This window comes from Thalassospira lucentensis, assembly GCF_050516545.1.
GTDB lineage: Bacteria > Pseudomonadota > Alphaproteobacteria > Rhodospirillales > Thalassospiraceae > Thalassospira > Thalassospira lucentensis_C.
In genome coordinates this window covers 3117117-3134056 of the sequence record NZ_CP191544.1, presented here as the reverse complement: position 1 = coordinate 3134056, position 16940 = coordinate 3117117, and the positions used below count along the sequence as shown (strand labels likewise).

Annotated in this window: 14 protein-coding genes and 1 pseudogene; 11 read left to right on the top strand and 4 right to left on the bottom strand. The window is 53.3% G+C overall.

All coding sequences use genetic code 11. The features are described 5' to 3' along the window. Positions 1 to 175: 175 nt before the first annotated feature. Positions 176 to 1198: a LacI family DNA-binding transcriptional regulator gene (locus tag ACQ0MK_RS14260; RefSeq protein ID WP_430473186.1), complete on the bottom strand. Its 1023-nt coding sequence runs from the start codon at positions 1196 to 1198 to the stop codon at positions 176 to 178. 195 nt (positions 1199 to 1393) lie between these two features. Between ACQ0MK_RS14260 and ACQ0MK_RS14255 the strand changes: the two genes are divergently transcribed. The 7 genes from ACQ0MK_RS14255 (at position 1394) to ACQ0MK_RS14225 (ending at position 8617) form a co-directional block, all read left to right on the top strand. Beyond that, positions 1394 to 2707, top strand: a complete 1314-nt coding sequence (locus ACQ0MK_RS14255; protein WP_430473185.1) for an ABC transporter substrate-binding protein — start codon at positions 1394 to 1396, stop codon at positions 2705 to 2707. 119 nt (positions 2708 to 2826) lie between these two features. Further along, positions 2827 to 3774, top strand: coding sequence for a carbohydrate ABC transporter permease (locus tag ACQ0MK_RS14250; RefSeq protein WP_430473184.1), 948 nt, complete (start codon positions 2827 to 2829; stop codon positions 3772 to 3774). Continuing rightward, positions 3771 to 4709 (top strand): carbohydrate ABC transporter permease, encoded by a 939-nt coding sequence (locus ACQ0MK_RS14245; RefSeq protein WP_350048562.1) that lies wholly within the window; start codon positions 3771 to 3773, stop codon positions 4707 to 4709. The genes ACQ0MK_RS14250 and ACQ0MK_RS14245 overlap by 4 nt, the downstream gene beginning before the upstream one ends. After that, positions 4706 to 4894: a hypothetical protein gene (locus ACQ0MK_RS14240; protein WP_350043558.1), complete on the top strand. Its 189-nt coding sequence runs from the start codon at positions 4706 to 4708 to the stop codon at positions 4892 to 4894. The genes ACQ0MK_RS14245 and ACQ0MK_RS14240 overlap by 4 nt, the downstream gene beginning before the upstream one ends. A 3-nt stretch (positions 4895 to 4897) precedes the next feature. Beyond that, entirely contained in the window at positions 4898 to 5995 is a 1098-nt protein-coding gene (locus tag ACQ0MK_RS14235) for an ABC transporter ATP-binding protein (protein WP_430473183.1), read from the top strand. Next, positions 5988 to 6983 (top strand): ABC transporter ATP-binding protein, encoded by a 996-nt coding sequence (locus ACQ0MK_RS14230; RefSeq protein ID WP_430473182.1) that lies wholly within the window; start codon positions 5988 to 5990, stop codon positions 6981 to 6983. The genes ACQ0MK_RS14235 and ACQ0MK_RS14230 overlap by 8 nt, the downstream gene beginning before the upstream one ends. An 11-nt stretch (positions 6984 to 6994) precedes the next feature. Beyond that, entirely contained in the window at positions 6995 to 8617 is a 1623-nt protein-coding gene (locus ACQ0MK_RS14225; protein ID WP_430473181.1) for a dihydroxyacetone kinase subunit DhaK, read from the top strand. A gap of 127 nt (positions 8618 to 8744) precedes the next feature. Here the strand turns inward: ACQ0MK_RS14225 and yghX are convergent, their stop codons facing one another. The 3 genes and pseudogenes from yghX to ACQ0MK_RS14210 all read right to left on the bottom strand — a co-directional run bounded on the left by yghX (position 8745) and on the right by ACQ0MK_RS14210 (position 11617). Beyond that, positions 8745 to 9632, bottom strand: coding sequence for a YghX family hydrolase (gene yghX, locus ACQ0MK_RS14220; RefSeq protein ID WP_430473180.1), 888 nt, complete (start codon positions 9630 to 9632; stop codon positions 8745 to 8747). A 194-nt stretch (positions 9633 to 9826) separates the two neighbouring features. Continuing rightward, positions 9827 to 10545 (bottom strand): annotated as a pseudogene (locus ACQ0MK_RS14215) (IS5 family transposase); the annotation flags it as partial. Positions 10546 to 10699: 154 nt separating this feature from the next. After that, positions 10700 to 11617 carry a LysR family transcriptional regulator gene (locus tag ACQ0MK_RS14210; protein WP_350048590.1) on the bottom strand — a complete coding sequence of 306 codons (918 nt, stop codon included), beginning with the start codon at positions 11615 to 11617 and terminating at the stop codon, positions 10700 to 10702. A 130-nt stretch (positions 11618 to 11747) separates the two neighbouring features. On the opposite strand from ACQ0MK_RS14210, the gene ACQ0MK_RS14205 reads away from it, so the two are divergent. From ACQ0MK_RS14205 to ACQ0MK_RS14190, 4 genes are read left to right on the top strand one after another with little or no spacing between them, the layout of a single operon-like run. Beyond that, on the top strand, positions 11748 to 13352 hold the full coding sequence (locus ACQ0MK_RS14205; protein WP_350048592.1) for an ABC transporter substrate-binding protein: 1605 nt from the start codon (positions 11748 to 11750) through the stop codon (positions 13350 to 13352). A gap of 4 nt (positions 13353 to 13356) precedes the next feature. Continuing rightward, positions 13357 to 14382: an ABC transporter permease gene (locus tag ACQ0MK_RS14200; protein ID WP_430473179.1), complete on the top strand. Its 1026-nt coding sequence runs from the start codon at positions 13357 to 13359 to the stop codon at positions 14380 to 14382. After that, entirely contained in the window at positions 14379 to 15308 is a 930-nt protein-coding gene (locus ACQ0MK_RS14195; protein WP_430473178.1) for an ABC transporter permease, read from the top strand. The genes ACQ0MK_RS14200 and ACQ0MK_RS14195 overlap by 4 nt, the downstream gene beginning before the upstream one ends. A 2-nt stretch (positions 15309 to 15310) precedes the next feature. Further along, complete coding sequence (locus ACQ0MK_RS14190) at positions 15311 to 16939, top strand: dipeptide ABC transporter ATP-binding protein (RefSeq protein ID WP_430473177.1); 1629 nt, start codon at positions 15311 to 15313, stop codon at positions 16937 to 16939. Position 16940: the final 1 nt, after the last annotated feature.

Here is a 16940-nt window from a genome sequence, read left to right as displayed (position 1 = left end):
TATGCGGAACTACGCAAGAATCATGTTGATTGTTGCCCAAGTACTGCAGCATTTCCGCGAAATCAGCAAGATAAAGGTGTGGAGGAATTCGGGGCCGATAGGTGGCAGGTCAGTGACTGCTTACTTGTACTTTCGCACTGTAGGGGATCAAGCAATAGCCGGATTTTTCAGCGCGTTAAAGATTCTCAGCAATCAGTATTTCAATACGGATGCGTTCCTGGGATGCCAGCGTTTCACGGTTTTCGCATTTGGCGCGGAGCGTTCGAACGGCACTGCGGACGATATGTCCGGGGTCCTGATTGATCAGGGCATCAAGGGTGTTTTCGCGCAAAGCCTGTTCGGTGGATGGGGTGCGTTCATGGGCAACTGTGATGAGTTTTCCGTCGCCATGCAGCTTGCGGGCGAATTCAATCGCGACACGTGCTTCAGACCCCATGATGTAAAGCCCGACAATGTCTTTGTGGGCAGCAAAGGCGTTTTTCAGAACAAGGTTTGTGCGGTCCGGATAGCCGTGTGTTTCAAGGGTGGGAAGGGCGTGAAACTGCTGGTAATCAGGGCTGATGACCTGATCAAAACCAAGGCGGCGTTCCAAGCTGTCGCGCGATTGCATGGTTTCGGCAAGAACCAGAATGGATCCCGAAGTTTGGCCCAAAAAGCGGGCCATCAAGCGCCCGGCCGTTGCCCCGGCTGCAATGTTATCAATGCCGACAAATGATTGGCTGTCTTCTTCTTGCTGGTTGGAGATGAAGGCAACCGTCTGAACGCCGCGTTCACGCATACGATGAAGGGCATCGCGGATTTGCGGCGTTTCAGGTGCCATGATCGCAATGCCGTCATATTCATCAGAAGACAGGCGTGAAAGGGTTTTGGCTGCGCGATGCGGGTCGTGTTCATCAATGCGCACGATTTTGGTCTGGATCATTTCAGCACGGCTGGCCTGATCGAATTCGGAAATATGTTTGACGATGACGTCGAGAAACTCGTCACCGGAGCGTGGAACCACAAACCCGAAGCGATAACCCTTCTGGCGGGCCAGCGTTGCCGCAACCTGATTGCGCTCAAACCCGATGCGCACAATCGCTTCGTTGACAGCATCGACTGTTTTCTGCCGAACGCCACTGCGTCCATTGAGCACGCGATCAATCGTGGCAAGGCTTACACCAGCCGCCTTGGCGAGATCTTTTGTGGTTGGTCTCATTGGTTTTGTCGGCCCAAATCGCTTTGTTTTTCTTATCTTATCCTCAACCATCGGGCGCGTCTCTGCAAGAAATTTGAGGTGCGTAACTCAAAAAATGCTCATTTTGAGGTGCGTACCTCAAAAACTTGTGGTAGAAGTGTCGCTGTCGCTGCAAAGCTGCGACGTTCCAACGGGAGGAAAAACAAGATGAAATCAATGTATTTAAAGACGATCGTCGCGTCGGCAATCGTCGCCGGTTCGCTGCCAACGGTAGCTGCCGCCGAAGATCTGACTCTGTGCTGGGCGGCTTGGGACCCTGCCAATGCGCTGGTGGAGTTGTCCAAGGACTTTGAAGCCAAAAGCGGCAACACCATGAATTTCGAATTCGTGCCATGGACTTCGTTCGCTGACCGTATGCTCAACGAGCTCAATTCCGGTGGCAAGCTATGCGATCTTATGATCGGGGACAGCCAGTGGATCGGGGGCGGTGCGGAAAACGGTCACTACGTAAAACTGAATGATTTCTTTGATGCCAATAGCATCGACATGGTCGATTTCATTCCGGCAACTGTCACCGGATATGCCGAATGGCCAAAAAGTACCCCGAACTATTACGCTCTTCCGGCATTTGGCGATGTGGTCGGTTGGACCTATCGCAAAGACTGGTTCGAGCGTCCGGAACTTCAGAAAGAATTTCAGGAAAAATATGGCCGCAAGCTTGATGTTCCGGCCTCGCTTGAAGAACTCAAAGATATCGCGCAGTTCTTCCAGGGACGCGACATTGACGGCACCACCGTCTATGGTGCCGCGATCTATACCGAGCGCGGCTCGGAAGGGATCACGATGGGTGTGACCAACGCCCTTTATAACTATGGTTTCCAGTACGAAAACCCTGATAAGCCCTATGATATCGAAGGGTTTGTAAATTCGGACGGCGCTGTCGCCGGACTTGAATATTACAAAGACCTTTATGATACCGCGACCCCTCCGGGATCATCGAACTGGTATATGGGCGAAAACATCGATGCCTATAAATCCGGGCAGGTTGCCCTTCAGATGAACTTTGCCTTCATCTGGCCCGGTGTTGAAGCCGACCCGAATGTTGGTGGCGGTAAGTCGGGCTACTTCCCGAACCCGGCCGGTCCTGCAGGGCAGTTTGCCCAGCTTGGCGGACAGGGGATTTCGGTTGTGGCCTATTCCGAGAAACAGGAAGCCGCGCTTGAATATATTAAATGGTTTGCCCAGCCAGATATTCAGGCCCGCTGGTGGGAACTTGGCGGTTATTCAGCACTTCGTGCCGTGGTCGAGGATCCCGGTTTTGCCAGCAGCCAGCCTTATGCACAGACCTTCCTTGATAGCATGGCCATCGTGAAGGATTTCTGGGCCGAGCCGGCTTATGCCGATCTGCTTTTGTCGATGCAGGAACGCATCCACAATTATGTTGTGGCGGGTGACGGCACCGCAAAAGAAGCGCTTGATGATTTGGTCAGGGATTGGACCGAAGTCTTTGAGGACGAAGGCAAGCTCTAAGTCTTCTTTCCTGAGATGACTGGCTCTGGACCGGTCCCGGTATGTTTTGAAAATGCCGGGACCAATCCTCCGACCAAGTAGAAACTGTGTGGCAGTGCCATACAGCTAAGGGCATCATAATGAAGAATATTCCGATCGAAAAGATCGCCAAAGCGACGCCGGACAACATGGCGCAGCATATTCGTGGTCTGTCAGACCGAACCATCGCGTGGATATTTGTCGCGCCGACGATATTCCTGCTTTTGGCGATCAACATTTTTCCATTGATCTGGACCGTTTGGCTCAGCTTTACCGACAGCCGCGTAAATCGTCCCAACCGGGATGTCGAATGGGTGGGTTTGCGCAACTATGAACGCATCCTCACAGACCTTGACGTCTGGAACACGATGCAGGCAACGGCCCATTTTCTGATCTGGACCATTGTTCTACAGGTTCTGATCGGCTTCTTTCTGGCCTTCCTGATCAACAAGAAATTCAAAGGAAACGACCTTTGGACCACGATCATCGTTTTTCCGATGATGCTTTCACCCGCCGTGGTCGGTAATTTCTGGACCTTCCTGTATCAGCCGCAAATTGGCCTGTTCAATTATGTTGTCGCCTTCTTTACCGGGGCTGATCCGGCAAGCTTTTCAATGATTGGCGATGTGCATCTGGCACCTTGGGCGATTGTCATTGCCGATACATGGATGTGGACGCCGTTTGTGATGCTGATCTGTCTGGCAGGTCTGCGATCAATCCCAAACAGCATTTACGAAGCAGCCGAATGTGACCGTGCGTCAAAGTGGCGGCAATTCTGGACGATTACGATTCCGATGGTATTGCCGTTCCTGATGTTGGCCGTACTGTTCCGGGGAATTGAAAACTTCAAAATGTTCGACCTTGTGGTCCAGCTTACGGGCGGTGGACCGGGAAATACAACGACATTGACGTCCATCGATCTGAAGCGCGAAGCTTTTGAAAAATGGCGGACCGGATATTCATCGGCCTATGCCGTTATCCTGTTCGTGACGGTCTTTGGTCTTGCGTCGATCTATGTCAAAGCGCTGAACAAGGTAAAAGAAAGATGAGCTTTTCTGTTACAGAACCAAACAATGGAACCAAATGGTTCGCAGGGATCCTTGTTGTCGGTTATGCCTTGATCACGATTGCGCCTTTGCTGTGGATCATCGCAACCGGTTTCAAATCCCCGGCTGATTCAATTGCCTATCCGCCAAAGGTGGTTTTTGACCCATCGCTTGAAGGATATGTGAATCTCTTTACCGAACGGACCCGGGCGACGCCCGACATGCTTGAAGCCGAAGGTGAACCGCAAAACTGGTACGAAGAAATCGCCCGTGAACAGGGAACGGTCATCAGTGGCCCGTCGCGCTATGGCGAGCGTTTTTTGAATTCCGTGATTATCGGGTTTGGCTCAACTGCGCTTTGCATGGTCCTTGGAACGGCGGCGGCCTATGCCTTTAGCCGGTTCAAAGTGCCGATGAAGGATGATCTTTTGTTCTTCATTCTTTCAACCCGCATGATGCCGCCGATTGCGGTCGCCATTCCGATCTTTTTGATGTTCCGGAACCTTGGTCTGAACGACACGCATCTGGGTATGATCCTGCTTTATACCGGGGTGAACCTGTCGCTGTCGGTCTGGCTGCTTAAGGGGTTCATTGATGAAATCCCGATCGAGTATGAAGAAGCCGCATTGATTGATGGCTACACCCGGTTTCAGGCCTTTTACAAAGTGGTCCTGCCGCAAGCGGCAACCGGTATCGCATCAACAGCGATCTTCTGTCTGATCTTTGCGTGGAACGAATATGCGTTTGCGGTTTTGCTCACGTCGGGGACGGCTCAGACAGCACCACCGTTTATTCCGACGATCATTGGTGTCGGCGGTAAAGACTGGCCCGCTGTTGCGGCCGGGGCGACGATCTTCCTTGTTCCGGTCATGGTGTTCACCATCCTGTTGCGCAAGCATCTGCTGCGCGGGATCACGTTTGGAGCCGTACGCAAATGAATGATTTCATCCATAAATTGTTCCGGTTACGCCGTGGCCCGTGGGAGATGGTGGCTTCTGTGCTTATCGCGCTTGGCGTTTTGATGTTGATGCAACCGGTTGCAATCACACTTTACACCTATTCCTTCATTACCACGCTGACGGGAACAGTAATGTTCATCATCGTCAGCCACTTCCCGGAGTGACTCATGGCACAGATACGAATTGAAAACGTGCGCAAGGATTTCGGGGCGTTTACGGCTGTTCAGTCGTCAAGTTTCACCATCGAGGATGGCGAATTCTTCATGCTTCTGGGGCCGTCGGGCTGTGGCAAAACGACCACGCTTCGCATGATGGCCGGGTTAGAGCTGCCAACTAGCGGGCAGATCTATATCGATGGTCAGGAGGTGGGTCAAAAACCCGCCAGCCAGCGCGATATCGCCTTTGTTTTCCAGATGTTTGCGCTTTACCCGCATATGAATGTGCGCGGCAATATCAGCTATCCCTTGAAAAGTCAGGGGATGAAGTCCGCAGATGTGAAAAAGAAGATTGGCGAAGTTGCCGAGATTCTTGGCATCAATGACATTCTGGACCGACCGGTTGGCGGGTTGTCGGGCGGGGATCGGCAGCGCGTGGCACTGGGCCGCGCAATTGTCCGTGATCCAAAGGCCTTCTTTATGGATGAGCCACTTGGCGCACTTGATGCGGAATTTCGTGAACATATGTCCGAAGAGCTTCGCGCCTTGCACGACCGGATGGGGGCAACCACGGTGTATGTCACCCATGATCAGCTCGAAGCAATGCAAATGGGCGACAAGATCGTTGTGATGAACCATGGCGTTGTCGAACAGTTCGGTGTTCCGCAAGACATCTATGATTGGCCAGCCACGCGGTTTGTTGCGCAATTTATCGGATCACCCCCCATGAACTTCCTTGATTTCGACGGGATGATTGGAACCGGCGGGACGGAGGTTCAGCTGGGTGATGTCGCCTTGCAGGTTCCCAAAAGTCTTGAAGGGGCTAATGGCAAGCTGACCTTTGGCGTGCGTCCTGAACATGTGAAGTTCGATGACGACGCCCCGTATCGCGGCCGGGTGATTGCGACCGAATATCTGGGCACAACCCAGATTGTTACCTTTGAAACGCCCAACGGGTTGCTTAAGGCGCGCGTCGCAAGTCATGAAACCGTCAGTAATGGTCAGTTGATTGGTCTTCGGTTTGATGCACGCACCGTCACCTTGTTTGATGGGAAAAAGGGCAGTGCGTTACGCTCGGAAGGGAATGAAGGAGTACTCGGTCATGGCTGAAGTAAGTTTGACAGGTGTTACCAAGCGCTTCGGGGCGGATGCGGCACTTGATAATGTGACAATGACAATTCCCGATGGCTCGTTCGTTGTGCTTCTTGGACCAACCGGTGCGGGCAAAACGACAACGCTTCGCATGGTATCGGGGCTCGATAAACCCGATGCGGGGCAAATCATGATTGGTGGTCGCGACATGGCCGGTTTAACCCCGGCCCAGCGCAACGTCGCGATGGTGTTTCAGCAATATTCGCTTTATCCGCATATGACGGTGCGCGAAAATCTGGAATTTCCGTTGAAATCGCCGATCCTTAAAACACCGACGGATCAGATCAAGAACAAGGTCAACGAGATCGCCGAAATTCTTCAGATCAGTCACAAGCTTGACAACAAGGCGACCGAATTGTCGGGCGGTGAAATGCAGCGCGTGTCGATCGGGCGTGCGTTGGTGCGCAAACCATCGGTCTATCTGATGGACGAACCACTGAGTTCTTTGGATGCGAAACTGCGTGCGGATCTTCGGGTTGAATTGAAATCCATTCAGGCCGATTCCGGTGCGACATTGCTGTATGTCACCCACGATCAGATCGAAGCCATGACCATGGCAACCCATGTCGGGGTGCTTGATGCAGGGCGATTGGTTCAATTTGGATCGCCGCGCGAAATCTATGAAGATCCGGTCAGCATCTATGCCGCAAGCCGTCTTGGCCAACCCCGGATCAATGTCCTGCCTGCGGATGTGTTTTCTGGCGCACCGGGCGGGGCTACGAAAATCGGTTTGCGCCCTGAGCAGATTATTCAAGGCGAAGGCGAAGACAGCTTTGTGCAAAGGGTCGAGCATCTCGGCGATCAGACGCGGCTTCATCTGATTTTCAAGTCACATGATTTGATCACGGTCACCGAAGCACATACCGACCTTAAAACCGGGGACATCGTAAAGATTCGCCCGCGCAAACCATTCTACTTCGGCGCCGATGGCGCTCGGGTGGCCTGAAGGAGATTATCATGGCCCAATTTATAAACAAAAAAGACGCAACCGTAACCGAGGCCATCGATGGCGTGATCAAGGCATCAGGCGGCAGACTGGCCAGACTTGACGGCTATCCGCATATCCGTGTTGTGGTGCGCAATGACTGGGACAAGTCAAAGGTCGCACTGGTTTCTGGCGGTGGTTCCGGTCATGAACCTGCGCATGCCGGATTTGTCGGGGCGGGCATGCTCACCGCTGCGGTTTGCGGTGATGTGTTTGCGTCACCATCTGTTGATGCCGTTCTTGCCGGAATTCTGGCCGTCACCGGTCCTGCGGGCTGTCTTTTGATTGTGAAAAACTATACCGGAGACCGTTTGAATTTCGGTCTGGCGGCTGAGCGGGCGCGTGCCTTCGGGCGAAAGGTCAATATCGTCATTGTCGATGATGATATCGCCTTGCCCGATCTTCCGCAGCCACGCGGCGTCGCCGGAACCTTGTTCGTGCACAAAATCGCTGGTGCCATGGCCGAAAGCGGTGCATCGCTTGAAGACGTAACGATTGCTGCTGAACGGGTGATTGCCGGGACCAAATCGATTGGTATGTCGCTTGATACCTGTACTGTACCGGGATCGCCCAAGGAAAAACGTATTGGCGAAGGCAAGGCCGAACTGGGTCTGGGTATCCACGGCGAAGCCGGTGTTCAGCAGGTTGACTATCATAATGCAGAACAGGCGATGGCAGCTGTCACCGCCAAACTTGCAGCCGTGATGGACAACAAACCGCATGTGGTTTTGCTCAACAACCTTGGCGGGACGTCCGTTCTTGAGATGTCAATTCTGGCCAATGATCTGATCAATTCATCGATTGCCAAGAACCTGAAATTCATTGTGGGGCCGGCAGCAATGATGACCTCGCTTGATATGCAGGGCTTTTCGGTTTCGGTCTATCCGCTAAGTGCCGAAGATCATGCGTGGCTTTCGGCACCCTGTGCTCCGTCAGCATGGCCGGGCTGCAATCCGATCAAAGCGGTGAGTGTGATCGAACTTCCAGACGGGTTAACGCCGATCCAGCCAATTCCGTCTGAACATCGCCAAACTGCGGCGTTTCTAACCCAATGTTGTCATATCCTGATTGATGCGGAAAGTGATCTGAATGCACTTGATGCAAAGTCGGGCGATGGTGATACCGGATCAACACTGGCCGGGGCCGCACGTGCATTGATGGGGGCACTTGATCGCCTGCCGCTGGCCGATCATACCCAACTTCTGCGTGCCATCGGGCAGGAACTTAGCCAAACCATGGGTGGGTCATCTGGTGTGTTGCTGGCCATTTTCTTCACGGCCGCCGGGGATGCTGCGTCAAGTGGCCGTTCCATGGTTGCCGCACTCAAGGACGGGTTGGAGCGTATGCAGCAGATCGGTGGGGCCCAACTGGGCGACCGCACGATGGTAGACGCGCTTAAGCCCGCACTTGATATGCTTGAGGAAAAAGGGATTTCCGAAGCGGCCAAAGCTGCGCGCAAAGGGGCGATCCATACATCGACAATCGTTAAGGCCAAGGTCGGACGCGCATCCTACATCAATGCCGAGCAACTTGAAGGTCATATCGATCCGGGTGCCGAAGCCGTGGCGCGCTTGTTCGAACAACTCGGCAGCTAACAAAAAGCAGGACATCATCGGTTTGGTGATGTCCTGTTTCGATCATATGGGGTTTCATATGTATGAATAAAAATCGGTGTCGCCTTTGCGGGCAACACCGATCCGTGTCAGGCAGGTTATCTTGACACTAGCTTAGATATTTCTTGAACCAGTCGATGGTGCGTTGCCATGCAAGTTCGGCGGCTTCTTCGTCATAACGTGGCGTGGAATCGTTATGGAATCCGTGGTTTGCACCGGGATAGATGTGGGCTTCATATGTCTTGTTGTTGGCTTCAAGGGCCGCTTCATAGGCAGGCCAGCCTTCGTTGATCCGTTCGTCAAGCTCACCATATTGCAGCAAGATCGGTGCTTGAATACGTGGCACGTCTTCAACTGCGGCCTGACGGCCATAAAACGGAACAGCAGCCCCCAAATCGGGATAGGCAACAGCGGCTGCATTGGCGACACCCCCACCATAGCAAAACCCGGTAATGCCGGTTTTCTCGGTGGTTGCTTCATGGGCGGTCAGGAATTCAATCGCGGCAAAGAAATCATTCATCAGTTTGGTCGGATCGACCGTGCGCTGTAATTCGCGACCTTTGTCATCATTGCCGGGATAGCCCCCGACCGATGTCAGCCCATCCGGGGCAAGGGCAATAAAGCCCGCCTTGGCAACACGGCGTGCGACATCTTCGATATAGGGGTTCAGGCCGCGGTTTTCGTGAACGACGACCACGCCGGGTACTTTGCCTGTCACATTGGCAGGTTTGACCAGATATGCCCGTACCTCACCGTGACCGTTGGGCGATGGGTATGTGATATATTCGGCAACAATGCCCGGGTCGGTAAATTCGATCTGTGTTGCCATTGCATAGTTCGGGCTCATGGCATTCAAGACCGCAAGTGCGGTCATGCCGCCGATGGCATATTTTCCTGCGCGGTCTAAAAACTCGCGACGGTTGATGATGCCATGGGCATAGAAATCATAAAGTTCGAGAAGTTCTGGCGAAAAATCCTTGGCAGTCAAACGTTCCATCATAGGCTCCTTGGCTGAAAGGGGCGGCGATCCGGGGCTTTGTGGTGACGGTATTTGCAGCAAAACGGATTAATTCAAATTCTTGCCAAACCGGAATCCTGTTTAAATTCCCGGGCAGTCTCGCAGGTGGTTGTGATTTTCACCCATTTGCACAGATGCACAAGTCACAAACGCGCTACTAGGGTCTGGACTCAATTGGCCCAACATCTGATTGCAAAAATCCTGACCATATTGAGGAAGTTTTCTGCACACTTTTCGTATCGGGTAGTGAGCCGCCTCATGTCCTTCATGCGACAGAAGAAGCGTTCAACCAGATTGCGTTTGGCGTAAAGGCCAGCATCATGGGGGATCGGCTTTTTGGCATTTACCTTGGCGGGGATCACCGGCAAAGCCCCTTCATCTTCTATCTCTTGACGGATACGTGCACTGCCATAGGCCTTGTCGGCGACAATGGCCAATGGTGGTTTTGACCAATTCAGGAAGCAGTCGATCATCTTGCTGTCGTGGAGTTGTCGGCCACTGACCGCAAGGCGTAACGGGCGACCGAGTACATCTACAGCGGCGTGAACTTTACTTGTCCTGCCACCGCGTGAGCGTCCAATACCTTCTGCCAGTTCCCCTTTTTTGACCCAGCCGCGGCGCGGTGAGCCTTCACAATCGAACTGTCGATAAAGACAAGGGCATCTTCATCTTCTGATGCCAGGGCCTCGAATATATCGCGCCATATACCGCGTTCTCCCCAGCGGACATAACGATTATAGACTGTCGTAGGCGGGCCATACCTTCCCGGAAGATCCCGCCAGGGCGCGCCAGTTCGAAGAATGTAAAAGATGCCATTGAGAACTGTTCTGTCGTCGCGCCGCTTCGGTCCCCGACCGTCAACCGGAAGAAGCGGAGCAATGATCGCCCATTCTTTATCGCTCAAATCAAATCGTGCCATGTGATAACTCCCTTTCCCAAAGGGTGAATCACATTTCGACTATAAATTTCAAGCGTCCCAATTGGGTTCAGACCCTAGCCATTACGTTTAACTATAATGACATGGTTGATACGTGCGGGTGGGCTGCTTAGATCGTTAACTCGTGCGATGTTTGATAATCCTTAAGCGCAGTGGCCAGTTGCATGGCAAATCGCGCGGATGCAACGGGTAATGTACGTCCCCGCATTTGACCCAGAATAAGGTTTCCGGGCGGAACATCGCGTTCAGAAATAGGTTTGGAAACCAGTGACCCGTCACCCGGGATTCTAAGCCCGATCGGGATTTGGAAGCCAACAGCGTTTTCATGCAAAATGTAATGCCGGATCAACTCGAAACTTTCCGTTTCGACCACGGGTGAGACATGCCGTGAACTGCGTCGTGCCGCAAAATCAAGTAAGTGGCGCACACCAAACCGAACAGTGGGGGCGACATGCGGTACATCAAGACAATCGCGCAGTCGGATTTCCCCGCGCGATGCCAGCGGATGGTCTGACCGCATCACCACATCGACGGTTTGGGGAATGGCGTGGATGACTTCAAAATCCACCAGATAAATCGGCTCAAATACAAGGGCGAGGTCGCTGGAATAACTGGCGAGTTCCTGTTCGGCCTGTGCGCGGTCGCGGATATTGACGCTAAATGTCACGCCGGGATGAAGGGAGCGGTATATTGCGATCTGTTCGGGAAGGAAATAGGGCAGCAATGCCTGCGAACAGGCGATTGAAACATGACCACGCCGTTCACCGGTTAAATCGGCAACTTGTCCCTGCACCCGTTCTAGGTCCGATGCCATTGCGCGGTAATGATGCAGTAAAAGTTCCCCGGCCGGGTTCAAGCGCACCCCGCTTGGCAAGCGTTCAAAAAGTTCTGCGCCAAACTCGTCCTCAAACCCGTTGATGCGCCGGTTCAAGGCCGAAGCCGTAAGGTTCATGTCCTCGGCTGCTTTGCGCATGGAGCCAGCACGCGCAACGGCTTCGATCAGGCGGAAGGTTTGCAAGTATCTCATCAAACGGACCTTTTTCACGGTGGTGCATTTTTTGCACCGCATTGGTGAATTCATAGCAGTTTTCGCGAACGCAAAAAACTGCAAACTGGCTGGCAGTGATTCAAGTAAGCTGTTCATGGGGGTTTTGACGATGCCTACGAGACGCAATTTCCTAAAAGCCGGTGCCGTACTTGCAGGTACCTTGCCGTTCGCCCGGACGTTCTCCGCACTTGCCGCAGGCAGTGACACCTTGGTTGCCGTGTCGGGGCAAACGGTAAACAGTCTTGATTTGCACCGCACCGGAACCAACCGTGCGAGCTATCAGATTGCTGTGAATTGTTATGATCGTCTGGTGTCGTTTGGCACCAAGCCGGCAGAAGGTGGTGGTCTTTCCTATGACTATTCAACCATCGTTCCTGAACTTGCTGATAGCTGGACCTTCTCTGAAGACGGTATGAAGATCACCTTCAAGCTGAAATCCGATGCCGTTTTCAATGATGGCAGCAAAGTTACCGCAGCAGACGTCAAATGGTCATTTGATCGCGCGGTCAGCGTCGGGGGCTTCCCGACTGTTCAGATGAAGGCAGGCGGTTTCTCGCGCGCAGATCAGTTCGAAGCGATTGATGACGAAACCTTTGTCATCACACTGGATCAGCCTTCCAAGCTGTCTTTGCCTGATCTGGCGGTGCCGGTTCCCTTCATCATCAATTCCAAGGTCGCGATGGAAAATGCGACCACCGATGATCCATGGGCGATGGAATATCTGCATCTGAACACGATCGGTTCCGGGGCCTATTCCGTGACCCGCTGGGATGCCGGTCAACAGGTTGTGTTTGAACGTAACGACAAATGGGTTGGTGGACCGACCCCGCCGATCCGCCGCGTGATCATGCGCGAAGTACCCTCGGCAGCAACCAGCCGTGCACTGATTGAACGTGGTGATGTTCAGGTTGCCTTTGATATTCCCGATAAAGATGCGGCTGAACTTGCCGATAAAGTCACGGTGCATTCAACCCCGATTGAAAACTGCATTCATTCATTGTGCCTGAACACCAAGTTCGAACCGTTCCAGGACCCTGATGTGCGCAAGGCGATTGCCTATGCCGTGCCATATGACGCGATCTTTAATGCTGCGGCCTATGGCCGCGGAGCGCCGCTTTGGGGTGGTGGGCCAAAAGCAACCGACATCGCATGGCCGCGCAAGTCGCCCTATGACACCAATCTGGACAAGGCCAAGGAACATTTGGCCAAGTCGGGCTTTGCCGATGGATTTGAAACCAAGCTTTCGATTTCAACCGATCTTTCATCATGGATGGAACCTGCTGCACTTCTTATTCAGGAAGCCGTTGGCAAACTTGGCATCAAGGTCGAGATCGAAAAAATCCCGGGGGCCAATTGGCGCACGGCGGCACTGGTTGAAAAGCGCCTTGATTTCCATCTGGAAAACTTCGGCGGTTGGCTGAATACGCCGGATTATTACTTCTTCTGGGCCTATCAGGAAGGACATCTGTTCAACTCGTCGAACTATGCCAATGCCGAGGTTGAACAACTGACCAATGAAACCCTTCATATGGCGATGGACGATCCGGAATATGCGCCAAAGATCATGCGAATGATCGATATCGTTTTTGAAGACCTGCCGCGTATTCCACTGTGGCAGCCGGCCCTGAACGTCGCCTTGAACGGGGCGGGTGGTTATGAATTCTGGTTCCACCGTCAACTTGACATTCGTGGTCTGACATCGGTGGAAAGCTAAAAACATGGCAGTCCGGGGAACCAGCGTTCTGACACGCATCGCACAGGCCATTCCGGTCCTGTTCGGGGTCATCGTTATCAGCTTTGTCCTGACGCGTGCCTTGCCTGGTGACCCGGCTGTCCAATTTGCCGGTATTATGGCAACACCCGAAACCATCGAAGAAACACGGGTGAAGCTTGGTCTGGATAAGTCGCTTCCCGAACAGTTTATGGTCTATCTTGGGCAACTGTTCAAAGGCGACCTTGGTCAATCGGTCTCGACCGGACGACCGGTCTTAACCGAACTGGCCAGTCGTCTTCCGGCGTCGCTTGAATTGACGTTAAGTGCCTTGATACTGTCTTGTCTGGTTGCTGTTCCGCTTGGCGTTTTGGCAGCAACACGACCGGGAAGCTGGATTGATCAATGCTGTCGTTTGCTCGTCACGATGGGGGTGTCGCTTCCGACCTTCTTTACCGGCGTGATGCTGATTTACATTTTCTATTATCTGCTGGGTATTTCGCCATCCCCGTTGGGGCGGCTTGATTTTGTCTATCTTGATCCGCCGCATGTGACGGGGTTCTTCCTGATTGATGCTGCTGTTGATGGGGATTGGGAAACCTGGTTCGGCGCACTCAAGCAGCTCATTCTTCCTGCCGTGACACTGGCGCTTTTCACCCTTGCACCGATTGCGCGCATGACACGTGCGGCAATGCTTTCGGCTCTGTCATCCGATTATATCCGGACTGCCCGGGCGGCTGGATTGGGATCAGGGCGTATTTTGTACGGTTATGCGTTTCGCAATGCGCTTCTGCCGGTCGTAACCACGCTTGGTATGGTGTTTTCCTTTGTGCTAGGCGCGAATGTTCTGGTCGAAAAGGTCTTTGCATGGCCTGGGATTGGGTCCTATGCGGTCGAAGCCCTGATTGTGTCGGATTATGCCGCAGTTCAGGGGTTCGTTCTGGCGATGGCGTTTCTTTTCGTCTTCCTCAATTTGATGATTGATCTGGCTTATTCGCTGATTGATCCGCGTTTCGGGACATACGGTAAATGAACAAGATTTTGCCTTCTGCTTCCGAAACGCCCGCCTTGGAACCGGCAACCGGAAAGCCGATCACAACACCGGTTAAAGCCAAATCTGGTGGCTTTGCCCATCTGGTTTATGTGCTGCGCGAAAATCCGGTTACAGCCCTTGCATTTGCGATGTTCGGGGTTTTGATTTTCGCTGCTGTTTTTGGCCCGTCAATCGTGCCCTATGACCCCTTGGCAACCGATGCGACAAGCGTCTTGCAGCCCCCATCTCTGACCCACTGGTTTGGAACGGACAATCTGGGGCGCGATGTGTTTAGCCGCGTGGTAGTCGCCACCCGTCTTGATCTGGTAATTTCGGTTGCGGCGGTCGCACTTTCATTTGTCATTGGATCGTTTCTGGGGGCCGTTGCAGGGTATCGCGGGGGTTGGACAGATATCACGCTGAACCGCGTTCTTGATACCATCATGGCCTTTCCGCTGTTTGTGCTGGCGATGGGGGTTGTTGCGGCCCTTGGCAATTCGGTGGCAAATATCATCTACGCGACTGCGATTATTAACATCCCGTTTTACGCCCGCCTTGTCCGGGCAGAGGTCAATATTCGCCGCAATGCCGGCTTTACCCTTGCCGCAAAGTTATCGGGGAACAGCGATACACGCATTCTGGCTTTGCACATTTTCCCGAATGCTTTGCCGCCAATGATGGTTCAGGTGTCGTTGAACCTTGGATGGGCGATCCTGAATGCTGCGGGGCTGAGCTTCATCGGTCTTGGTGTGCGTCCACCGACCCCGGAATGGGGGATCATGGTGGCCGAAGGTGCAAACTTCATCGTGTCTGGTGAATGGTGGATGGCACTGTTTCCGGGGCTGTCTTTGATGATTGCGGTTCTGACATTCAATCTGATGGGCGATGGGTTGCGCGATATCGTCGATCCACGTCGGAGGACATAAAAATGCTATCCATCAAAGGATTGAGTGTCGCCTTCCGCACCCGTCACGGCGAAGTCAATGCGGTCAAGGGGATTAATTTCGAACTGGCCAAGGGCGAGCGTCTTGGCATTGTCGGGGAAAGCGGATCGGGCAAATCGGTCACATCCTATGCCCTGATGCGTATTCTTGATGCTGGCGGCACGATCAAATCCGGCGAAGCGGTTTATGGCGGGATTGATCTGCGCCGCGCGTCCGAGCGCGATATGCGCGACATTCGCGGGCGGGAAATCAGCATGATTTTCCAAAACCCGCGCGCGGCCCTGAACCCGATCCGCAAAGTTGGTCATCAAATCGAAGACGTTTTGCGCCGCCACAGTCGGGCCACGCGCCATAACGCGAAATCCAAAGCGATAGAGGCCCTTGAAGCGGTTAAAATCCGTGATGCGGCCGCCCGTTACGAGGCCTATCCGTTCGAACTATCGGGTGGCATGTGTCAACGTATTGTCATTGCGCTGGCCCTTGCGTGTGATCCGAAACTGATCATTGCCGATGAGCCGACCACAGGACTTGATATCACCACCCAAAAGGCGGTTATGGATTTGGTTGATGATCTGGTACGTGCACGCGGGATGTCATCGATCCTGATTACCCATGATCTTGGTCTGGCATCGCAATATTGCGACCGGATCGTGGTGATGAAAGATGGTCTGATTGTTGAGGCCGGTGATCCGGTTGAGCTGTTTACCAACCCGCAACACGCCTATACCCGTAAACTAGTCCATGCGACCCCGCGCAGAACCGGCACCATCAGATCCCTTTTGCCGGATGGTGAGCGACCGGACCTTGAACCGCACATCATCAGTGAAAAACCGCTGATTGACGTGATCAACCTTACCAAGACCTATCAGGGTAAAAGCGGTCCGGTACATGCGGTCAAGAAAATCAGCTTTACCATTCACGAAGGTGAAAGTGTCGGGCTGGTCGGGGAATCCGGATGTGGAAAATCAACAACGTCATCAATGTTGGTGCGGTTGCTTGATTCAACATCGGGAAGCATTTTTTATCGTGGCGAAGATATTGCGACACTGCCTGCAGCAGACTTTGCCAAGCACCCATTGCGGCCCAAAATCCAGATGGTGTTTCAGGATGCGACAGACAGCCTGAACCCGCGCTTTACTGCCCGCCAAGCAATTGCTGATCCGTTGCATCGCCTGATGGGGATGCGCGGTAATGCGGCGAGCACCCGCACCGAAGAACTTGCGGAAATGACGGGGTTCCCGGCACATCTTCTTGACCGGTTTCCCCATCAGTTATCCGGTGGGCAGAAGGCCCGCGTTGGCATTGCCCGTGCGCTTGCGACGGAACCTGATTTCCTGATCCTTGATGAACCCACAGCCGCCCTTGATGTGTCGATACAGGCACTTGTCCTGAACCTTTTGGCCGATCTTCGGGTGCGACTTGGCATGAGCTATCTGTTTGTCAGTCACGATCTGAATGTTGTGCGGTTGCTCTGTGATCACGTGATCGTCATGCAAAATGGCAGCATCGTTGAATCCGGTCCCGTCGCGACGGTGATGGAAAATCCGCAACACCCCTATACCCTTGAATTGCTTTCGGCGGCGCCGCAGGCTCCCGAACGCGAAATTGCCTGAT

Coding starts and splice junctions, on each gene's coding strand:
- ACQ0MK_RS14260 (WP_430473186.1), bottom strand. CDS start 1,198: ATGAGACCAACCACAAAAGATCTCGCCAAGGCGGCTGGTGTAAGCCTT.
- ACQ0MK_RS14230 (WP_430473182.1), top strand. CDS start 5,988: ATGGCTGAAGTAAGTTTGACAGGTGTTACCAAGCGCTTCGGGGCGGAT.
- ACQ0MK_RS14240 (WP_350043558.1), top strand. CDS start 4,706: ATGAATGATTTCATCCATAAATTGTTCCGGTTACGCCGTGGCCCGTGG.
- ACQ0MK_RS14250 (WP_430473184.1), top strand. CDS start 2,827: ATGAAGAATATTCCGATCGAAAAGATCGCCAAAGCGACGCCGGACAAC.
- ACQ0MK_RS14235 (WP_430473183.1), top strand. CDS start 4,898: ATGGCACAGATACGAATTGAAAACGTGCGCAAGGATTTCGGGGCGTTT.
- ACQ0MK_RS14190 (WP_430473177.1), top strand. CDS start 15,311: ATGCTATCCATCAAAGGATTGAGTGTCGCCTTCCGCACCCGTCACGGC.
- ACQ0MK_RS14210 (WP_350048590.1), bottom strand. CDS start 11,617: ATGAGATACTTGCAAACCTTCCGCCTGATCGAAGCCGTTGCGCGTGCT.
- ACQ0MK_RS14245 (WP_350048562.1), top strand. CDS start 3,771: ATGAGCTTTTCTGTTACAGAACCAAACAATGGAACCAAATGGTTCGCA.
- ACQ0MK_RS14205 (WP_350048592.1), top strand. CDS start 11,748: ATGCCTACGAGACGCAATTTCCTAAAAGCCGGTGCCGTACTTGCAGGT.
- yghX (WP_430473180.1), bottom strand. CDS start 9,632: ATGGAACGTTTGACTGCCAAGGATTTTTCGCCAGAACTTCTCGAACTT.
- ACQ0MK_RS14200 (WP_430473179.1), top strand. CDS start 13,357: ATGGCAGTCCGGGGAACCAGCGTTCTGACACGCATCGCACAGGCCATT.
- ACQ0MK_RS14225 (WP_430473181.1), top strand. CDS start 6,995: ATGGCCCAATTTATAAACAAAAAAGACGCAACCGTAACCGAGGCCATC.
- ACQ0MK_RS14255 (WP_430473185.1), top strand. CDS start 1,394: ATGTATTTAAAGACGATCGTCGCGTCGGCAATCGTCGCCGGTTCGCTG.
- ACQ0MK_RS14195 (WP_430473178.1), top strand. CDS start 14,379: ATGAACAAGATTTTGCCTTCTGCTTCCGAAACGCCCGCCTTGGAACCG.